Genomic DNA, 19778 nt, shown 5'->3' with positions numbered 1-19778 from the left:
CGAGCGTCACTTTGGCCCATTCTCACGACAACAATATCGCAGCTCCCTTGGGTGCTCGATTCGGGCTCAGGGCGTTGGGAGATTCGGATAGACCCAGTTTTTCTTGCGACCGAGATAAGCTCGCGCAATGTGGATTGCACTTGTGTCCTTCATGTAACCAATCACTTGAGCAACTGAATATTTCGGTGGAATGGCGATCAATATAGGAATATGATTGAGCTGTAGATGCCCCTCCAAAACCTTGCTCTCTTTTTGACGAGCAAGATCATGGAATACCTTTCTCAAATGTTGCCGAAGTTGGCCATAGAGAACTTTTCCCCGACATTTTGGGATCCAGACAACATGGTACCTGCATTCCCACTTTGAATGACTTAAGCTATTTACGTTGTTCCTTGAAGCCTCCTTCTCGTGACTTTGAGCGGTCCACGAGTTTGGAGGCTTCTTTATTTTTCTGGAACCGTCAAACTGTTGTTGCCCCCGGCAAAGCCGGGGGGTTACCTGAAAGGAATTAAGGCGTTGCGGCCATAACGGGAACTGCTGACCTTATCGCCTCCTTAATAAATCCCCCCTGATTATAGAAGGGCATAACTATACTGACCCGGGGCCAACCATCTCTTTTTTCCCTCCACCTGCCAACCCAATCAGCGATACCCTCCACATTCCACGGCCAATCATTAGTATTCGAAGACGGAAATGGAACCCCATCAGCTTCTTTTTGATTTACAATGCAACTCTTCAAAACGGCCATGTTGTTTTTTTCCATCTATTATATTCTTATATAGGTCATGAAACTTCCTCACCTGAGAGGGTAGATGGAAATCACTCAACGCTTTTGCACGACATGCAGAACGCATTGACTTAGCCCTCCTCGCTCCGTCCTTCACCAACTCTTTGATAGCGTGAGAAAGCTCTTTAATGTCTCCCCTAGGTACAAGCTCACCAGTGCCGCCTGAAGTAACAATATCTGAAATCCCACCAGAATCAAAGCCAACGACGGGTGTACCACAGGCAATTGATTCGATAGCAGTATTAGGCAAATTATCTTGCAGGGAGGGCAAAACAAACAAGTTGGCAGTATTATATACGGCGGTTAATAACAGTTCATTATCTATCTGCCCGAGCCAAATATGCCGCTGATGATTCAATGCTGTTGGCTCGTTATTCCCTACGGACAAGATCCATACCTTGGAATCCAGATTTGCAATGGCTTTAACCAAATAGGAAAAGCCCTTACGTTCGGTATGTGTAGATGTTGCCACAAACAATAACACAGTATCTTCCTCTGCAATCCCCAAACAGGAGCGCAAACCAAATCCTGCAACAGGTTTAAAAATGTCTGTATCGACCCCGTTAGCAATCACGGTAACTGGAAAATGGCCTACGAGCGGACTCATTTTCATTTTCCCAGCCATCCAATTACTTTGTGCAACAAAATGCAGATTACCGACCGAATGCTTCTTAAAAGCCTCTTGTTTTCTCAACCAAATACCAGAGGAGATATCCTCATTCACCTTGCTTCCGAGTTGTGGACAACGATAACATCTCTCCAGATACTTTCCACAGCCGGCATCATAATGACACCCGCCGGTTATAGGATTGAGGTCAGAGAATCGCCACACCACTGAAGTATCACGATTATTTACAAAAAATGTGTTGAAATCAACAAACCCGGCAACCCAGTGCAAATTGACAATATCATAAGACGCAAGCGAAGGGATGCCACAGTCTGTTCGGTCTACAGAAAATGGTCCTGAAGCACCTGGAGGTACCTTGGTCTGAGTTGCTAACTGCCGTTTCAGCCAATATAATCGAAAACACCTTGCAAGCCTTTTCGAAAAGTTATCATTATTAGAGAATGCTGTCACTCTTGCATTCTTACTCCATTTACTCCGGACGAGCATACTCGAATCCAAACCAATTTTGCACATCCCTCTATGGAGTCGATAAGCACTCCTGGCAGCACCACCTCGAATATCGAATGTACTCAAATGCAGAATTTTCAATTTAACACCAAAAAAACCAGAAAAAAATAATCTAATACTGAGGACAAGCAAAAAGCTTATATTTACGAATACACGTTAACGACAAGACCATTATCGACAAGTAACCAATTAAGATATTTACAAAACACACTACAGTATTCAAAAACTTTCAAAACCCCATGAAGCAAAACAGGAGGTACATTCAGTTGTATTCACGATCCGTACTTGCTATGTTTTTGCCATTGGAGAAACATATATACTGTCCATACAGTTTCCGTAAGCCCTGTTTCGCCTTCAAGAAATTTACGATAGATCGTATCTTGAAAATCCTTTCTAACATAACCACTCTTCGCAAGATGCTGCGGAGAAAAAAGATCCATTGCCTCTTCCTTTAATGGCCCACGGAGCCATCGCGCGACTGGTAAAACAAACCCCTGTTTTCGCCTTTCAGTGAATCCATCAGGCAGCCAGTTCTGAAAAGCCTTTTTCAGCATCTGTTTTGGAAGGTCGACATTTAGCCTTTTATATGGATCAGTACCCAACATCAGGGCCACCATTTCTTTATCCAGAAACGGGGTTCGAGCTTCAATGGAATGCGCCATGGAAAAACGATCTGTCATAAATAAGAACTCATTGGGAAGCTGCCCGCTAAAATCAACAGCAACACACCGGTTACGAACCGACTCCCCTTTATATTTATCAAAAATATCTTGTAAGGCCTGCCTGCCTAAAGATAGTTTTCTATAATCGTTCGGTTCAGCGCAGACTCTCTCGGAGAAGCCTGTGCCATGGCCCGTAGGAAATGTAAGCCCAAAAGGATCGGACCAAAACAGGGCCGCATCCTCTCTCCTGTGAACTTCACGCGTCGGCAACGCTTCCCCTGATGCGCCCATCGCCTTTTTCACTTCAGTCAAACATCTTGACAACCTGGACAACCCTCTAGACACTTGTGGGTAATGTGTCCTTAAAAACAGTGCCGAGGAAAAACATGCTCTGCTTTCAAGCCACCTATACTTGTGATAATTAGAGAAAAGTTCATCGCCTCCGGTGCCCGTCAATGCAACCTTTACATCTTGTGCCATATATTTGAATACATACCACGAAGGAAGCCCCCCACCATACGGTTCATCAAGATGTTGAACCATACTGGGTATCTCCAAAAGCAAATCATCTACATCAAGAAATACTTCGTGGTGATCGGTAGAATACATATCGGCAACTTCGCGTGCATAAGATGTCTCATCGATAGCGGAATCAAAAGGACTCCTGAAACCAAGTGTATAGGTTTTAACATTGATACCACTGCGAGCTAAACAAGCAACTATGGCTGCTGAATCGACCCCACCGGACAAAGAACAGGCAATCGGAACATCTGAAAGACTCCATCGGACCACTGCCTCATAAAACCTGTCTCGGATACAAGAAGAGTCAAGCTCAGTATCCAGGCTAGTGCTCGACAGAGGCAGATTATAATATTTCCTGTGCTTAAAATGACCGTTTTCTAGATGATAGGTGAACTGCCACCCCATCTCTATTTTTTCTACATCTTTGTAAATTGTCTTTGCCCCGGGAACATACTGTAGGCCCAGATACTGGCTAACAGCTATCGAATCGACATCACCCATAAAAGATGGCAGAGCAAAGAATGACTTAATTTCAGATGCCCAGGCAATCCCATCGGAATGCCTGAAGACGTGAAGCGGCTTGATACCGAATGGATCACGCGCCCCAAAGAGCACTCGCCTCTGCCTATCATAAATAACAAAAGCAAACATTCCGTTTAAATGAGTAACACAATCCTCACCAACGGTTTCATACAATTTCAAAATCACTTCTGTGTCAGAGTTAGAAGTGACAAATTCAATACCCTTTGATTGAAGTTCCTTTCTTATAGCAGGCGCATTAAATATTTCCCCATTAAAGGTAATGACAATATTTTTACTGCTATTCATCATTGGCTGATGCCCGCTCTCAAGATCGACAATACTTAACCTCCGCATTGCCATCCCTACTCTTGAAGACGGATCCCAGTACTTCCCATGATCGTCAGGCCCACGATGGATTTGAGCCGAATTCATCCCTTCAAGATAAAAATCCGTTTCAAAACCAGAATACCCTACAATACCACACATTTAAAGATTCCTTCTATTTTACAGGGGTCGCAAGAATCATTATTTGTGGAAGGTGCAGAAATCTCTGTCTCCACTGTTTACGATAACGCAATTTGGCAGCAAAACTATCCACCATTCCCCGCCCTAAATCTTTCCTCCCGAAATGGCAAGTAAATATTGAGTGAACATTAAAACCGCATGAAGATACAAACTGCGCGACTTCGTCACACGACCAAGAACGAACATGTTGCCATTTATGATACGTGCAGCCACATTCCGGACAGATCTGCATCTCCCTTTGCAGGTCTTCCCGGTTAGGTGTTGTCATAATGACAAATCCATCTTTTTTTACACTTCGATGTATCAATGAAAAAATTTCCTGAAGTGTATCATCGTCACAGTGTTCCAAAACTTCTATACAAAAAACTCTATCAAAAAAGTCTTTTGATATATCCTGGACCTTATCAACAGATACCCCTTGGACACTTCTTGTTTCGCCTCTAGCTTTTCCTCTTAATTCTTCCAGTGATTTTGATGAGGAATCAATTCCGGTATAAGTATCCCATCCTTCCATTTTGCTTATGTGATCAAACAAATAGCCAGGACCGCACCCGACATCCAGAACATTGCCTCTCATCCCTATTATCTCTGAAACTTCTGACAGAACATTCTGCCCGCTGTGTTGAGCAAAATACGAATTTTTATACGCAGGGTTATCACTGTAGTAGTTCCAAATATTTTCTACCAGCTCTGGAGTCCAATCTACCTTGTGTGGCTGAAAACTCATATACTCTTCACCTTTTTTTAAATAAAGAATGTCTACTAACTACAGACATGTTCTGGATAAAGGCAATATTCTTTCGACCTCAAAAAATTATCCAAGGTCATTAGAATGTTTTTATGTTTATCATCATTATACTGATCTAAAAACTTTTTATAGCTCATCGACCCCAAATGCCCAACACCTCCGCCTAACTCCTCATCAAGCTGAGAAAAACTATTGTAAAGCCAGTTATCAGGTTCATCTATATAATGGCAATAATAGTATTCACACACTTCTTCATAGTCTATCTCCAACTTTATCCCAGGCAAATTGCAGAGAATTTCTCTGTACTCCTGCTCATCCTTTGGGTGCAAATTAAAACTATAACCAACGGTTGGATTCCATGGCGCTGATGTAACCACAGGAACACCAAGTGCAGCATATTCAAATCCGATTGTACCATATACAGTCAAAACGCAACCTATTCCTTCTTCCACTAGTTGCAGGTGCGACACAGTTGAATCAAGGATATTTATAGCATTATACTTTTTGGTAAATTCGAAGATATGCTCCGTTTCCCAATCATACCTGTCTGGATGCAGTTTGATATACCAGTCATACCCTGTTCTTTCAGAAACTCTCCCTAAAAATTCGAGCCACTCATAGAAATCACTGAAAATATTATTACCGTAGACATGATTATCATCAGAAAAACAGTGCGAAGCAATCAAAACCTTAAACTTATCACTTATAGGCAAAATTCTATCCTTGGTTTTAACTGTTGATAGCGTACTTATTAAATGATGCCCTCCAACATCTTTTTCCCCTCTAAACCTTTTCTCTATATTCTTTTTTGCAAGACAGAGAGCTTTCTTTTTTTCTTCAATAGCCAGAGCTGCAAAACGTTTCGGATAATCAATATATTGATTATATGCTCTTGCATTGTGACTATTATCTATATGATATATCCTATTTGGCTGAACGAGAAAGACTGAAACCTGTTGAAAAACAGCTACGCGGGCTACAATACCATTCCATGGATAAACACAATGACTAACCAAGACAGCTTTAACTTTATGGGCAGAAAAATATCTTTGCCAAAAAAGCAGGTAACACACAGCCTCCTTCAATAACTCTCTTAACTTTTCGCTTTTTATATCAACCGTGGTCTCTTCAAACTTTCTTATATACAAATCATAAACAAGATCGCCGATACAAATCCCTGAAATCTCAAGCCCTTCAAGATCTTTCTTGTTTTTTAAATTCAAACATACCTTTCTACAAAGAACTTCAGCTTCTGATTGAACGATTTCAGATGAATAGGTTAATATGCTATCTACAAATGATTCATAAATCTCTCTATTATACCTACTTATGCCTTTAGTGTATGCGACGATTTTAGCTTTGTGTTCTTTCCCTAAAACAGAAGCAAGATAGCTTTGCCCGACAACACATCCACCCATATTGTTTTCTTCAACGAGAATCTCCCCTTGATCTTTCTCCTTTCTAAACTCTTTCCAGACTCTCTTATTATGCGAAATAAAATCTTTTGCATACCTATCAGGTTTTTCTTTTAAATAGGTATGCACGTTACCAACCAATGAGTTAACACTATTTCTAAGTAACTTTATCATCACAGAATTCTGTATTGTTAATCTATAATTTCAAAGCTCAGCGGAGTTCCCTTGCTAACATCTTCCTTGACCTTCTTTCCAATTACTGAGGGCAAAAATCTTGGCGCCAACCCGTAACCAGGCCTTATGGAACGCACATTTTCAGCTGTAATAACGTCACCGGATTGCATGTCTTTCACCACAAACAAAGACCTTGCAAACATACGCTGCTTTTCAACCCTCTGGGTCAAATCATAACTGACACGTCCCAAAGCCTTTTCAACAACTCTTATATTCGCTACCATGCTTGTAAACTCGCCCGGAGTCATAGAGAATAGCGAGTCAGGTCCTCCAATCGATCGATCCAAAATGAAATGTTTTTCAACTACCTTAGCCCCCAACGCAACCGCAGCGACTGCAACGGCATGCCCCATAGTGTGATCAGAAATACCTACCCTGCAACTAAAAGTTTCGGCAAGATTTGGTATCGTTAACAGATTTGCATCCTCAGGGTCAGCAGGATAGCTTGAGGTGCATTTGAGCAAGGTAACATCTGAGTTCCCAGCCCTTTTACAGGCACAAACAGCCTCTTCAATGTCAGCGAGTGTTGCAATTCCTGTTGAAATCAAGACTGGTTTACCTTTGGAAGCAACATACTCTACCAAAGGAATATCAGTAATTTCAAAAGAAGCAATTTTGTAGATTTCAACCCCCATTTCCTCCAAAAAATCAACAGCGGTCACATCAAATGGAGTTGAAAAAAAATCAAGCCCTTGTCTCAAAGCCTCATTACAGATTTCACCATGCCATTCCCATGGGGTGAAGGCTTCTTTATATAACTCATACAAAGTAGAACCATCCCAAATGGTTCCATGTTTTATTCGAAAAAAATCGTTATCACAATTAATAGTTAAAGTATCTGGTGTATACGTTTGCACTTTAATTGCATCTGCTCCGCATTCCCTTGCTGCTTGTACAGACAATATTGCGTTATCAAGGCTTTGTCCATGATTAGCAGAAAGCTCAGCTACAACGTATACACTATTATTATGAATTCGCTGCTTATATAAATTACTCATTAACGTACTCACAATCCATCCCTTCACATATATTCAGCATAACGATAAATGGTATCAATACGGATAAAATCATACAAAATAATATATTTTTTCCGAAGTTTACACTCAATATTAATTTTGAATTATTTTTCCTCTAGAGGCACTAAAGAGTGATCCAAAAAGTAACACCACCAAGGATTAAGTTACAATACAACTCTTTTCCCGCACAAAGCAATCCCTGTACTTCCGGTGGCATTTACATATAAAAATAAAATAACGCCGGTCACAATAAAATTCAAATCACCTGCTAAAGCCTTCCGAAGCACCAAATTCACACAGGAAAACACACTCGCATTTGAGCGCCCTATAGTAACCCGCACTCGACCCTACAATTTCCTAACAAATGAAGATGTACCTGCACCCTCCCTGTTCACCTACCTATACCAGACAAACTCCAAATCCATTTTAGCACCAATCCCACCGGTATTGACACAACACCAGCATACGGGTGCATCCGCCACACCCTGAAGTGACCATCCAAATAGTTCTATTTTTAAATTACAAAACCTGTTCAACACCTCAATGATTATTCTATAATACAAAAATCTTTCAAAACTTAATTTACGGGTCAAGAGTATCAATTACCAGCAAATGAACATCATCTAGAAAAAACAAACGCAATAACCAGCGCATTACCACCCCATAATCATCCTGAATCAAGCATCTTTTCACTAGCAGTAGCACCAATCACCACATCCCTTCCATTATCAGAAAAGAATATAGTATTGTACAGGTAGAAATTTATCGTTTATTTTTTTAAATCATCTCACGAAATTCACATCCTTACAGGTCGTAAAAAAACAATCTATTTTGATTTTTATCAATTAATCGTTTACATATAAGTAACGTTGAACCTTACACCTAATTAAAAAAAAACAGTAGACTTAAATTTACTTATCTTTCCAAGCAATTGTATCAACCAAACATGACAAAGAAGTATCCCACCCATCAGTCAACAAATAATCATACCCTTCAATATCTTTTTTCCTATGCATACTTCCAACTCCATTTTGCTTTTCTCTTTTACATCTCCCCAACTTAATCTCCGACCAATTTTCAATAAATAATTTCTGTATTTCCAGCTGCAACACCCGATAAGAACTGGCTAATGTTTCAATAGAAAAGTCAAAATCGACTTTTTTTTGAACTATCACATCTCCTGTATCAACACCTTCATCAATATAATGTATTGTTACTCCTTTCGGGGTATCATCTACGAAACTCCAAAAATTTGGATCTGCTCCTCTATTCCAAGGAAGATAAGAAATATGTAAATTTACAGCTCGACTAGGCATCATTTCCAAGACTTCTCTTCTCAAAATATAGCGATACCCATAACTAACTATAAAAAAAACATTATTTTTCAATATGAATTTGGGATTAACAACGTCTGAATATTGCAAAACTCTTTCACCGTTGTTCTTTAACCAGACGAGTAGAGGATTTCCTCTTTCTCCTAAAAACAGAACATTTCCCTTTTCAGACGATATCATTTATAACCACATGTAAAACTTGGTAATATTTTTCAAACTAATGCAACTAAAATCAACAAAATGAATCCTCAAGACAGAAACAAATAGATGATCCCTAAAATCCTGGCGCGAGAACACCTATAAGGAGACTACTTACCTTGCAACCTTAAAAATAAAAAAGAATTTTCTTATAACTATCTAACAAATAGAACTGAAAGACATGATGGGTGTCAAAATTTTCAACTACTTCATCAGGTCATTTATTAAATTTCCACACCCCATGCCTGTGTTTAGTTTTTCCATTCTACTAATACAATCCTTTCTAATTCCTTGATCAGCCATATTATGTATTAATCTATCAACCAACTCCACCGGTTTATTGCCAGGTTTCCAGTAGAAAGCATCACATGCTATACCAGTTTTGACAGCATAGTTTGCAATTTGGACCTGATTCTCAGCAATAGCCACCAATAAACAAGGTAGTCTCATTTGGCAAAGTTCCAAAACCGTGCTGCCAGCAGCACTTAATGCGAAGTCTGCCCAAGTCATAGCTTCGATCATTTGTTGATCATCAGCCCCTACAATGATCTCCAACCAAATATTCTCAGCAGCCAGTTCGAATATTTCGTCTGTATATATGTTGTTACTTCCGACAATAACCTTCACAGCCATTCTGCTGCCCCCTGTCCTCTCCTTCAAGGCCCTTAGTACATTCGAGGTGACGTTATCAGGGTCGCTTCCCCCCATAGAAACGAGCAAACGAGTTGCCAAGTGCGGAGAATTTCGTTCAGGAAGATCACACGTGGCAAAACCTCTTCTGAGCAAACAGTAACCAGGCCCCAAAAAAAATTTCAGGGATGAGTTTATCTGTGACTCCTTATACAGATCCAAAGAGGCATGAAAATTCTGATTTAAAAGGTAGTCGGCATAATAGCTATCCCGATCTGCGTTATCGTCTATAATCATGATATCAAAAGACCTGGTCGCCTGGGAATAAATGTACTTCTGGTATTCCGGAAGGAAGTGGTAGCCGTCAATGACAAGCATTTTGGCCTTGAGTTCACTACAGATCTGGTATGTCACTGCAGCATCTTCACGACTTCCAGGTTCACATGCGACATTTTTAATTTTTACCCCCTCATCAATGATACGATTCCCTAAAGGACCTCCATCAGGGGACATGAGATAAGTTACCCTACCACCTCTATCAATCCATGCCTGGGCGAGCGCCAGGCACCGCATGGCATGACCTGTACCGATTTGCGGATTGGCATCCGCACGAATGAGCAAATGAGGATTGGACAAAAACATCATTGAAAAAAGCAGGTCTTTACTCTTCGGGCAACCGACATGCCGATCACGAACGGACAGGTCCATAGGATGAAGAACCTCCCCACAGATTATCCTTCACCCATTGCCCTTTTTCCTGTCTCCATACGCGTTTGTCGCGAAAACTGTCGGCAATTTGCCAGAAATCACTCTCTTTCATCCCTACATAATCCAACCAGTAATACAAATCACTGGAGACGACATGATCATATTTTCGCACCATATCTATACCCTCTTCCCGTGACATGTAACCCGTGCGAATATCTTTAGATGCATGGTCCGAGGCCCTGCCATAGCCAAACTTTATAAACTTCAACAAGTCGTGAACCCCGTTTTCATACCTATCATCAAGGTTGGACATTTTCCTGTAGGTCCTTTCAAAAGGCTTTTCCGCCTGTTTCCAGCCATATTTATCCTGCATCAGCTTAGTGTGAACATTGGGATCCCATTTAAAAAAATTACCGACATACAGACCTCTGACCCCTACACGCAGTATTTCTTCATCACTGGGGTATTTTGCCCAAAGCAGGTCCTTCGGAGAAAGCGGCTCCTCCGGATCATCCAGCAAGTCATACCACTCAAATCCTCTGAGGGCATGTTCATGACGAGCCCTTGCACTAAACTCCACAAAATCATCCGGTTCATACATCCCGGAAATATCCCAAGCCGTTTCCCCCCATATAATCAGCGGTATGTTAAATTTAACCGCTGCAATAATCGGCACAGTCATAATTCCACAGTGAGCATGCCAATTCATATCCCCCATTTTCTTAAAACATAGACGATTTAGCTTCTTCAACACGTCAACACTTGGACCAAAAACCATGTGATCCGCATCAAATTCATGCCGCATTCGATCTCTGTTATAATCCCCCTCCGGCAGATAATTATTCCCATGGTAGGTTACCAACAAAGGCTTTAGGCCATATTCCCTAGCCATTACATGAGCCTGGTAGTAACTGTCTTTTCCTCCGCTCACCGGAATAACACAATCATAATTATCCGGAGCCCCTTCGGACATGATATCTTCGATGACCTCTTCAAAGCGTTCTTTCCTTCGAGCCCAGAATTCATCATTTAACAATTCAAATTTCTCAAATGTCCTGCAGCTTGAGCAGATACCTTCATCATCAACATTGAGATTGACTGAAATCTCTGGGTAAACACATCTATTACAATAACGCATCGAGTATCTCCGATAGACTAAATTGAAATCAGATCAGGGGGTCTTACATTATATTCCTTTTTAAAAAGGAATTTCTTTGCATGGAAAACTGATTGATCCATATAGTGAAATATATTGGCTGCTGCAACGGCATCTACCTGGGTCTGATCAAACGCTTCAGCAAAATGCTCCCACTTTCCGACCCCTCCACAGGCAATTACAGGAATGGAAACCGCTGATGATATTTTCTGTAATAGCTCAATATCATACCCGTTCTGCATACCATCCCTGTCAACCGAATTGATAAAAAGCTCTCCTGCTCCCCGTTCCTGCGCCTCCAGCGCCCAAGCAACAGGATCCTCGTTCATAACTCTGGTCCCGCCATGTGACAATACCTGGTAATTCCCACTGTCCTGTAACACATCAACGGAAACCACCATGCACTGCGAACCAAATTCTTTAGCTGCCTGTCCAATAAATGGCGGATCCTCGAGCGCCTGGGTGTTGATGGTAATCTTGTCAGCTCCCAGTGAAAGCCTCATTTCTATGTCTTTCAAGGTCCTGATACGCCCACCAACAGTAATCGGCATAAAGGTTTCTTTTGATACATCTTCGATAATCTCAAGAAAGGACTGCCTGTTTGGGTGGCCGATATCATCTCGGCGCAAGTCATGCTTGTCATCTGAAGAGATGTCGATATAAATAAGTTCATCTGACGCCCACTCACTCAGGCGCTTAACCGACCACACTGGATTACCCAAATTTTGATATCGCTGAAACCCTTTGCTCTGCACAAGCCATCCGTTCCTTAACAGGAGGACAGGAATCATTCTATTTTTTTTCATTGTGCAACCTCAAGAAAATTCTGGACAAGGCGCAATCCTGCTTTCTGACTCTTCTCAGGGTGAAATTGGACTCCAAAAATATTGCCCCTGTTCACAACACAGTCAAACTCACCACCGTAATCTGCTGTAGCAAAAACCTGACCTCTTTCTTCGGTTTGCATGGCAAAACTGTGCACAAAATAAAAATCCTTTACAGTATCAAGCCCCTTTAAGAGCGGAGTACTTTTCACTATCTTAATATCATTCCACCCCACATGGGGCAACGGATAACCGGAACATTCAAGACGCTGTACCACACCGGGAATCCAACCAAGCCCTCTGTGTTCTCCAAACTCCATGCCCCTATCAGCAAGCACCTGCATCCCCACACATATGCCCAGAATCGGTTTTCCCTTTTCCAACACCTCGGCTTCCAACTCTTCCACGGGAAGAAGGCTGCGGATTTTCTCCATAGCTGCCCCAAACGCCCCCACACCAGGAAGAACGAGGTGAGTAGCCTCCTGTATGTCAGAAACCTCTCGCGAGACCTTTGCCCCTACTGAAATTTTCTGAAACAGATTAAATACCGACCCTGTATTGCCGGATCCGAAATCAAGTATACAAACCTTTTGAGCCATCTTATTTATCGCTTGTTTCTGTTGGATAATGCCAACTCATTTCAAAAACTCAGTAGTTAAATCAAAAAGATACCAAAGACCCCATACACTGCAAACATGCCTTGGGATATTGTTTTTTAAGCAATAACTTCCGCAACCTATCCATCTCCCCCCCATCCCACATTTCTTTCAATGTCATATCGTAAATGGACCCAAGGTTGAATTTGATACCCGGAAAACCGCAGCAGGGCACGACATGCCCATCCGCATAAATGGCCAGTCTCTTCCAAGGCTGGTTACAACTAAAATCAGAAGAAAACGTGTCCTGCTCCCGATAGTCGGAATAGGTTTGAATATCAACCAGGTCAGCGACGGGCGACCACTTTTCGATAAACTGCTGTTCTTCATGCTTGTTACTCTGCTGCCTGACAAAAGTAACGCGCAGCATAGGAAAGTCACTCCCAGCCTCTTCCCTCTGTTTTAAAAACTCCTTCACATTATCAACAACCCCCTGATACATATCTTTCTTACCTCGCACCAAGGCATACGTTTCAGCACTACACGCATCGATACTGATGGATAAAAAATGAACCTGATTGTCAATCAGCCCCTTGGATATCTCCCTGGTCAATCTCGTTCCATTGCTTATGACCCGCAACTCAAGAATGTCACGCTCCATAATGGCTTCACAGATTTTAAGGAAATCAGGGTGCAGCATGCACTCTCCGCTCCCTCCGATATTTACAGAAGGTAATTTATACTCTTTCCCCTCATCCAGAACTTTCACAATCGATGTATAGTCAAGTACCGACCCCTTGCCAAGATAGTCCTTCCACTGAGGAAGGATGTCCGAACTCCTTAAGCACTGCGGGCACGAGAGGGTACATGCATCAATCAAATCAAGTTCCAGGTTGACCGGAAACTCGAGCTCATTCAATTCCTCTGCACGAGCCCACCTCTCTCGATATTCGGTATACTGCTTGCCATACCTGCGAATCATTTTTTCCTTCATCCTCTGGACACCAAAAGAGTCGAGGTAAGGATTATCACAATATTCTTCTGATTTTTTTTCCATTACTCCATCCTTTCCAACAGTAATATCCAATAATAAAAATACATTACCCTCTTACTGTCAGTTCATTTTGACGCAGCCTTTCGGCACTTTCAATTTATATTGTTCAAGCATTACGGAATACTGCTCATCCCGGGCTGAAGCTATTTCAAAACCGCAATGAAGAAAACTTCCCAGAGAAGGCTTGTTCTCTTTTTTCATTCCCGCTCTCATTATCCCAGCACCGAATTCACGACGGACAAACTCGCACATCATCCACACCAAGACAGCTCCCAAATTCTTTCGCCGCCAATCGTCAAAAAGAAAAATGCCGATAGTGGCATCACCACTCTCGGAAAACTGCCCCCCTGATGTGCCAATCAATTCCCCTCCCCTAAAAAGACCGGCCAGGACGTTGCTGCAGCTATCCACTACATTCCCGACATACTCCCTCTGGCCCTCTTGAGTTATTTTGACGGGTTTGGTCTCCAAATATTTTTTTTCATTATTTAGAGCATTTATATACTGTGAAGTAACATCATCCTGTTTCAGACACCTCATCGCGAACGGGACATTGTCAACAAATGCGTATAAAACCGTATCCACATACATTACATCACCTTTGAATAAGGCTTAACTCAACCGTTTGAACCCACCATGACAAACTGGCCCTTTGAGAAGAGACTGTATGTTTCCGTGCTGTTCCGCCTCAACTATGCAGGAAAAAACCTCATCTGCTGCAGTGAGATAGTTATCAACTACACCTTCTGTATGGGCCAGGGACGAGTAACAGGCTGTTGTCGCCAGATAGCCGCGATCAAGCATTTCCTGGGTAAACAACGTCTTACAGGCTAACGGATCGGAAAAACCAGAAAAGGAAAAGTGTGCAAGAGGCGGTATCCCACCGACTTCCAGGTCCACGCCGTTGACTTTACCCATTTGTCTCCACCCATTCTGAACCTTGCGGCCAATTTCCATGAGGTGTTGAGGGACGTTATTCTCTATAATTTTATTAATAGTTGCCAAAGCTGCCACAGGACCTATGCGTTCAGTCCAATAGGTACTGCTGATAAAAGAATCCTGCGCTGCAGCCATGACCGACTGCCTGCCCAGCACAGCGGCCATAGGGAAACCGTTACTGATTCCTTTGGCAAACACAGCAATATCAGGATCAAAATCAAGAAGGAGGTGTGCTCCCCCTATAGTCTGACGAAAGCCTGCCGACACCTCATCAACGATCAGTACGATGCCCAAATCGCTGCAGACCTGCCTTACCTTTTTAAAAAAACCAGGCTCAGGGTCAAAGTTACGGATTGGCTCCATTACCACTGCTGCAACATCACCTTTATAGCTGTCAACAAGTTGTAAGAATCCATTGACATCATTGTAATTAAAGGGATAGGCGCTATCGAGCAGATGTCTGGGCACTCCTGTTGGCGACAACCCCGGTAACAGGTGACCGTCCAGGGCCGAGTCATCGGACAGATTCGCAGCCAAATACCAGTCATGCCATCCATGATAGCCGCAGAATAAAATCTTGCCCCGGCCCGTAGCAGCCCTGGCGATACGCACAGCAACGGCGGCAGCCTCTCCGCCGGTCCGGGTATATCTCACCATATCTGACCAGGGATGAAGCCCTACAAGCAGTTCTGCCAGTTCGTATTCTTCAGGCACGTTAAGGGTTGTCATTGACCCCTTGTCAACAGCATTTTTAACAGCCCTGTTCACATCCGGATCGGCATACCCAAGGATACAGGCCCCGACCCCCATGTAACTCAAATCCTGAAACACATTACCATCGAGGTCTTGGACCTCACACCCCTGCGCACTTGCGTAGTATGCTGGCCACTGTTCTGGCAGGAACATTTCCGGCCTTTTCGAGAGAAGCTGTGTCCCGCCTGGAATCACCTTCTTTGCCTTTCGATATAACTCCTGTCCCGTTTGCTTTTTCTCACCCATAGTATCCTTTTGCAATGACTTGAGGTACCCCTCATTCCGCACGATCGAACCGTTAATTTCCTGCAGCTGGGGCTGTTCAGCCAATAGTTGCAGCACTTCCTTCATTCCGAAAGAATCATCCCCTGACTTCATCAGTTCATTGTACACAAGGGAGATGAAGGTAAAGTCCTCTTCCTGATCAAGTGTCCAGCGCATCCCTTTAAGCGATGGTTCATGGTCGACCACGTCAAGCTTAAACAGGCTTGGGTTATTATATATAAAGGGTGTAACGTGCTCCCTTTCCGACAAAAGATCAGCGGATTTCCAGGCCTTCTCCAAACTCTTAAATGAAAAGACCTCCACATCCAATCCATCCGGCCATGATTCATTGCCGCAATTGTTTACGTAGTCAAAATCGCCTTCGATAAATCTGGTAATGACCAGATCTATGACTTCCGGATCAATGAATGGACAGTCTGCTGTAATACGGACAATAACATCCAAGCCGGCCAGACGCGCTGTATGATAGAACCTGTCGAGGACATCCTCTTCGGAACCACAATAAACCCGCACGGATTGAGCCGCGCACCATCCAACAACTGGAAGGTCCCCAGGTTCTATGGTTGTCGCCACAAGCACCTCATCAACCAATTTGCTTCTGCTCACACGTTTTACCACATGCTGCAGAACAGGTTCTTTTCCAAGCTCCATCAACACCTTTCCCGGCAATCGGGTGGCACCCATACGCGCTTGAACCAGTGCTCCTGTTTTCATCAGATTTTCCATTTTGAAGGGTTTAATATTTCAGGAGAAGTCACTTTCAACTCTTCGGCTTGTTCTAAAATGGCTGCTGCTGACCATGCTTTTTTCTCCACCTCGAGATTTTGCCTGAGGTTATCCAAGCCATCAACGCCGACAACCACCCGCTCAACCTCATTATGGGCAAGACAAAAGGCTACACACAACTCTGCAACAGTGAGCCCAAGTTCCAGCGCTATTTTTTTTAGCCGCAGCAACTGCCCCTTCACCGGATAGAAAAACGGCGGAACCTTCGCAGCCTCCATAAAAACAAGGCCCTGTAAAAATGCGGACCTGCAATGTACTTCCACCCCCCTTTCCGACAGTTCAAAGAGATAGGGCTCAAACCTTCTATCCAGAATACTCAATGGTAACTGCACCAGTTCAAACGGCAGGTCAAGGTCGAAAATTTCCTCAAGGTCTGCCGGCTCATAAATGGAAAATCCGGTTTTACAGACCCGACCCTCTTGCCTCAGCGCCTGCATTTGATCGACAATACCTGTCCGCTGTCTGAAAGAGTGATAATTATGGAGCAGGTAGCCGTATAGCGGAGTTTGCAAGCGCTTAATACTCGTCTGCAGCACCTCCCTTGGCGAAGAATCTCCAACAGGCGGAAATTTTGTAATGACTTTAAAAGGCATTGCCCCCCGCAGAGCCTCCCCAAGCACCTGTTCACTCTCGCCATATGCCGCTGCAGTATCTAAGGTGTCAACACCGTGCCGGTAAGCTTCTTTGAGTATCTGTTGAACCTCCTGCGGAGGAACCTTTCCACGCAGGTTATTGATTCCGTAATCCAGACCGAATTGAACTGTCCCCAGGGAAATTCTGGAATTCATCTAACCGACAACCTCGCGAACAGACTGGATCACAGTGTTGACATCGGTATCCGTCATTTTCGGATAGAGCGGTAGGCTCAAAGCTCTTTCGTAGTACGCCTCGGCTAACGGATAATCCCCCCAGCGGTATCCATACGTTTCCTGGTACCATGGCTGGGAGTGTACCGGAATATAGTGGACCTGTGTTCCGACACCAAGTTGGTTGAGCTCCTCCATAACCTCGGCACGGCTCTTGCCCATTGCCGCAAAATCCATCTGCAGAACATATAAATGGAAGCAAGGGTCACTCCCTGTCGATTGATTGGGAATTTTCACCTTTTCCACTGCGGAGAAAGACTCATTGTACGTGGCAATAATTTCCCGTCGACGACGCTTAAATGCCTCCAATTTTTCCAACTGCCGTATCCCCAGGGTACATTGAAGATCGGTTATCCTATAGTTGAAGCCCAGTGCCTGCTGCTCATAGTACCAGGGCCCCGGATTGTGCCGCAATAAATCCCGATCCTTGGTAATACCGTGAGATCGCAACAGCTGAAGCCTGTTGTAAAGGCTTCTGCTGTTGGTCGTGACAGCACCTCCCTCGCCCGTAGTAATGGTCTTGACCGGATGAAAGGAAAAAACGGTCATATCCGAGTATTTGCAATTCCCGACCCTGGAACCGTCAGGGTAGTTCGAGCCAATAGCATGGGCAGCATCCTCAATCACTGCAATATTTTTCTCGCTCGCCAGGCTGGCAATAGTGCTCATGTCACAAGGTTGCCCTGCAAAATGCACAGGTATCAATACCTTCACAGTAGGGTCGACCACCTTTTTAATCGAAGAAGCCGTCACATTAAAGGTGACCGGATCGATGTCAGCAAACATGGGCCTCAGCCTGTTCATAGCCAGGCAGTTTGCAGACGCCACAAAGGTATTCGTACTTGTTACGCCTGCACCGCCCTCCGCAATCCCAAGCGCCGCCACTGCACAATGGAGGGCGGCTGTAGCGCTTGAAAAAGCAACGCACCATTGTGCATCTACATAATCGGCAATTTTACGCTCAAAAGCAGAAACCTGGGGACCTTGGGTCAAGTAGCCACTTCGTAATACACGCACAACGGCTTCGATGTCGTTCTCATCAATCCACTGTGTCCCGTAGGGGATATACTTGCTCTCAGTAGCCATTATTGAGAAGTTTATCCTTGTTTTTTTCAATCCATCCACCCAACTCTTCTTGCTCCATCCATTCTTTGTTGTTGTCAGAGGTATAACTGAAACCTTCCGGAACCAGAACACCGTCTTTTATCCTGAGCGGGTCTTTGCTCTGCTCATGAATAGAGGGAAGGATTTTAAAATATTTCGGGTACTCATAGGTGTAGTAGGAGTCTTCCGAACTTATCATTTGTTCGTGGAGCTTCTCACCCGGACGAATCCCGATAATATTCTGCTCTGCCTGCGGGGCTACTGTTGAGGCGATATCGGTCACATTCATGGAAGGCGTCTTCCTCACATATATTTCCCCCCCCTCCATATCTTCAAAAGCATGCCACACCAGGTCCACTCCCTGCTCCAAGGTGATCATGAAGCGCGTCATACGAGGATCAGTTATCGGCAACTCACCCTTCTCTCTGATCGAGAGGAAGAATGGAATTACCGACCCCCTTGATCCCATCACATTTCCGTACCTCACTACAGCAAAGCGCGTCTTATAGTCACTGACGTAGGCATTACCGGCAACAAAGACCTTATCGGATGCCAATTTGGTGGCGCCATAAAGGTTGACAGGACTTGATGCTTTATCCGTGCTTAATGCAACAACTCGTTTAACCCCCTGGTCAATGCATGCATCTATCAGGTTCATCGCCCCATTAATATTAGTCTTGATGCACTCAAAAGGATTATACTCGGCTGTTGGAACAATTTTTGAAGCAGCGGCATGCACAACGAAATCAACCCCGTCCAAGGCCCTGTACAGACGATCTTTGTCCCGCACATCACCAATAAAAAAGCGAACTCGGTTATCTCCGGCAAAGAGCTTTGCCATTTCCCACTGCTTCATCTCATCCCGGGAATAGATGATGACCTTTTTGGGATTGTATTTAGCCAGGGTCATGGGTATGAAAGTATGCCCGAATGAACCGGTGCCCCCAGTTACAAGTATGGTTGAATCACTCAGCATTAT

At 43.6% G+C, this 19778-nt stretch carries 16 protein-coding genes and 1 pseudogene; all 17 read right to left on the bottom strand.

All coding sequences use genetic code 11. From position 1 onward, the window contains the following. Positions 1-90: 90 nt before the first annotated feature. A pseudogene (gene tnpA, locus G494_RS27655) lies at positions 91-447 on the bottom strand (IS200/IS605 family transposase); the annotation flags it as partial. Positions 448-704: 257 nt separating this feature from the next. Next, the gene (locus G494_RS25475) at positions 705-1865 is read right to left on the bottom strand and encodes a glycosyltransferase (protein ID WP_161629978.1); all 1161 of its coding nucleotides are present in this window, start codon (positions 1863-1865) and stop codon (positions 705-707) included. Positions 1866-2194: 329 nt separating this feature from the next. Continuing rightward, positions 2195-4114 (bottom strand): asparagine synthase (glutamine-hydrolyzing), encoded by a 1920-nt coding sequence (asnB, locus tag G494_RS0111560; protein WP_084456716.1) that lies wholly within the window; start codon positions 4112-4114, stop codon positions 2195-2197. A 13-nt stretch (positions 4115-4127) separates the two neighbouring features. Continuing rightward, a complete protein-coding gene (locus G494_RS26155) occupies positions 4128-4880 on the bottom strand; it encodes a class I SAM-dependent methyltransferase (RefSeq protein ID WP_084456714.1) in 753 nt (250 codons plus the stop codon). Between the two features lie 35 nt (positions 4881-4915). Next, complete coding sequence (locus G494_RS0111555) at positions 4916-6490, bottom strand: hypothetical protein (protein WP_028584669.1); 1575 nt, start codon at positions 6488-6490, stop codon at positions 4916-4918. 17 nt (positions 6491-6507) lie between these two features. Next, positions 6508-7548 carry a pseudaminic acid synthase gene (pseI, locus tag G494_RS0111550; protein WP_051305628.1) on the bottom strand — a complete coding sequence of 347 codons (1041 nt, stop codon included), beginning with the start codon at positions 7546-7548 and terminating at the stop codon, positions 6508-6510. Between the two features lie 929 nt (positions 7549-8477). Then, entirely contained in the window at positions 8478-9080 is a 603-nt protein-coding gene (locus G494_RS26150) for a formyltransferase family protein (RefSeq protein WP_028584667.1), read from the bottom strand. Between the two features lie 222 nt (positions 9081-9302). Then, positions 9303-10436 (bottom strand): UDP-2,4-diacetamido-2,4,6-trideoxy-beta-L-altropyranose hydrolase, encoded by a 1134-nt coding sequence (pseG, locus tag G494_RS23115; RefSeq protein ID WP_051305626.1) that lies wholly within the window; start codon positions 10434-10436, stop codon positions 9303-9305. Beyond that, positions 10417-11574 (bottom strand): N-acetyl sugar amidotransferase, encoded by a 1158-nt coding sequence (locus G494_RS23110; protein WP_035246281.1) that lies wholly within the window; start codon positions 11572-11574, stop codon positions 10417-10419. The genes pseG and G494_RS23110 overlap by 20 nt, the downstream gene beginning before the upstream one ends. Positions 11575-11591: 17 nt before the next feature. Next, a complete protein-coding gene (gene hisF, locus G494_RS0111530) occupies positions 11592-12398 on the bottom strand; it encodes an imidazole glycerol phosphate synthase subunit HisF (RefSeq protein WP_028584666.1) in 807 nt (268 codons plus the stop codon). After that, complete coding sequence (hisH, locus tag G494_RS0111525; protein ID WP_028584665.1) at positions 12395-13015, bottom strand: imidazole glycerol phosphate synthase subunit HisH; 621 nt, start codon at positions 13013-13015, stop codon at positions 12395-12397. Before hisH ends, hisF begins: the two co-directional genes overlap by 4 nt. A gap of 61 nt (positions 13016-13076) precedes the next feature. Continuing rightward, positions 13077-14069, bottom strand: a complete 993-nt coding sequence (locus G494_RS0111520; protein WP_028584664.1) for a radical SAM/SPASM domain-containing protein — start codon at positions 14067-14069, stop codon at positions 13077-13079. A gap of 57 nt (positions 14070-14126) precedes the next feature. After that, positions 14127-14657: a GNAT family N-acetyltransferase gene (locus G494_RS0111515; RefSeq protein WP_028584663.1), complete on the bottom strand. Its 531-nt coding sequence runs from the start codon at positions 14655-14657 to the stop codon at positions 14127-14129. Between the two features lie 21 nt (positions 14658-14678). Continuing rightward, entirely contained in the window at positions 14679-16757 is a 2079-nt protein-coding gene (locus tag G494_RS0111510; protein WP_028584662.1) for an aminotransferase class III-fold pyridoxal phosphate-dependent enzyme, read from the bottom strand. Beyond that, positions 16757-17617, bottom strand: coding sequence for an aldo/keto reductase (locus G494_RS23105; RefSeq protein ID WP_051305625.1), 861 nt, complete (start codon positions 17615-17617; stop codon positions 16757-16759). Before G494_RS23105 ends, G494_RS0111510 begins: the two co-directional genes overlap by 1 nt. Further along, positions 17618-18820 carry a UDP-4-amino-4,6-dideoxy-N-acetyl-beta-L-altrosamine transaminase gene (pseC, locus tag G494_RS0111500; protein ID WP_208597667.1) on the bottom strand — a complete coding sequence of 401 codons (1203 nt, stop codon included), beginning with the start codon at positions 18818-18820 and terminating at the stop codon, positions 17618-17620. It lies immediately after the preceding gene. Further along, positions 18771-19775, bottom strand: a complete 1005-nt coding sequence (pseB, locus tag G494_RS0111495; protein WP_028584660.1) for a UDP-N-acetylglucosamine 4,6-dehydratase (inverting) — start codon at positions 19773-19775, stop codon at positions 18771-18773. Before pseB ends, pseC begins: the two co-directional genes overlap by 50 nt. Between the last annotated feature and the right edge of the window lie 3 nt (positions 19776-19778).

The sequence above is a fragment of the Desulfogranum mediterraneum DSM 13871 genome (genome assembly GCF_000429965.1).
Taxonomy (GTDB): domain Bacteria; phylum Desulfobacterota; class Desulfobulbia; order Desulfobulbales; family Desulfobulbaceae; genus Desulfogranum; species Desulfogranum mediterraneum.
This window is presented reverse-complemented; position numbering and strand designations above follow the sequence as displayed.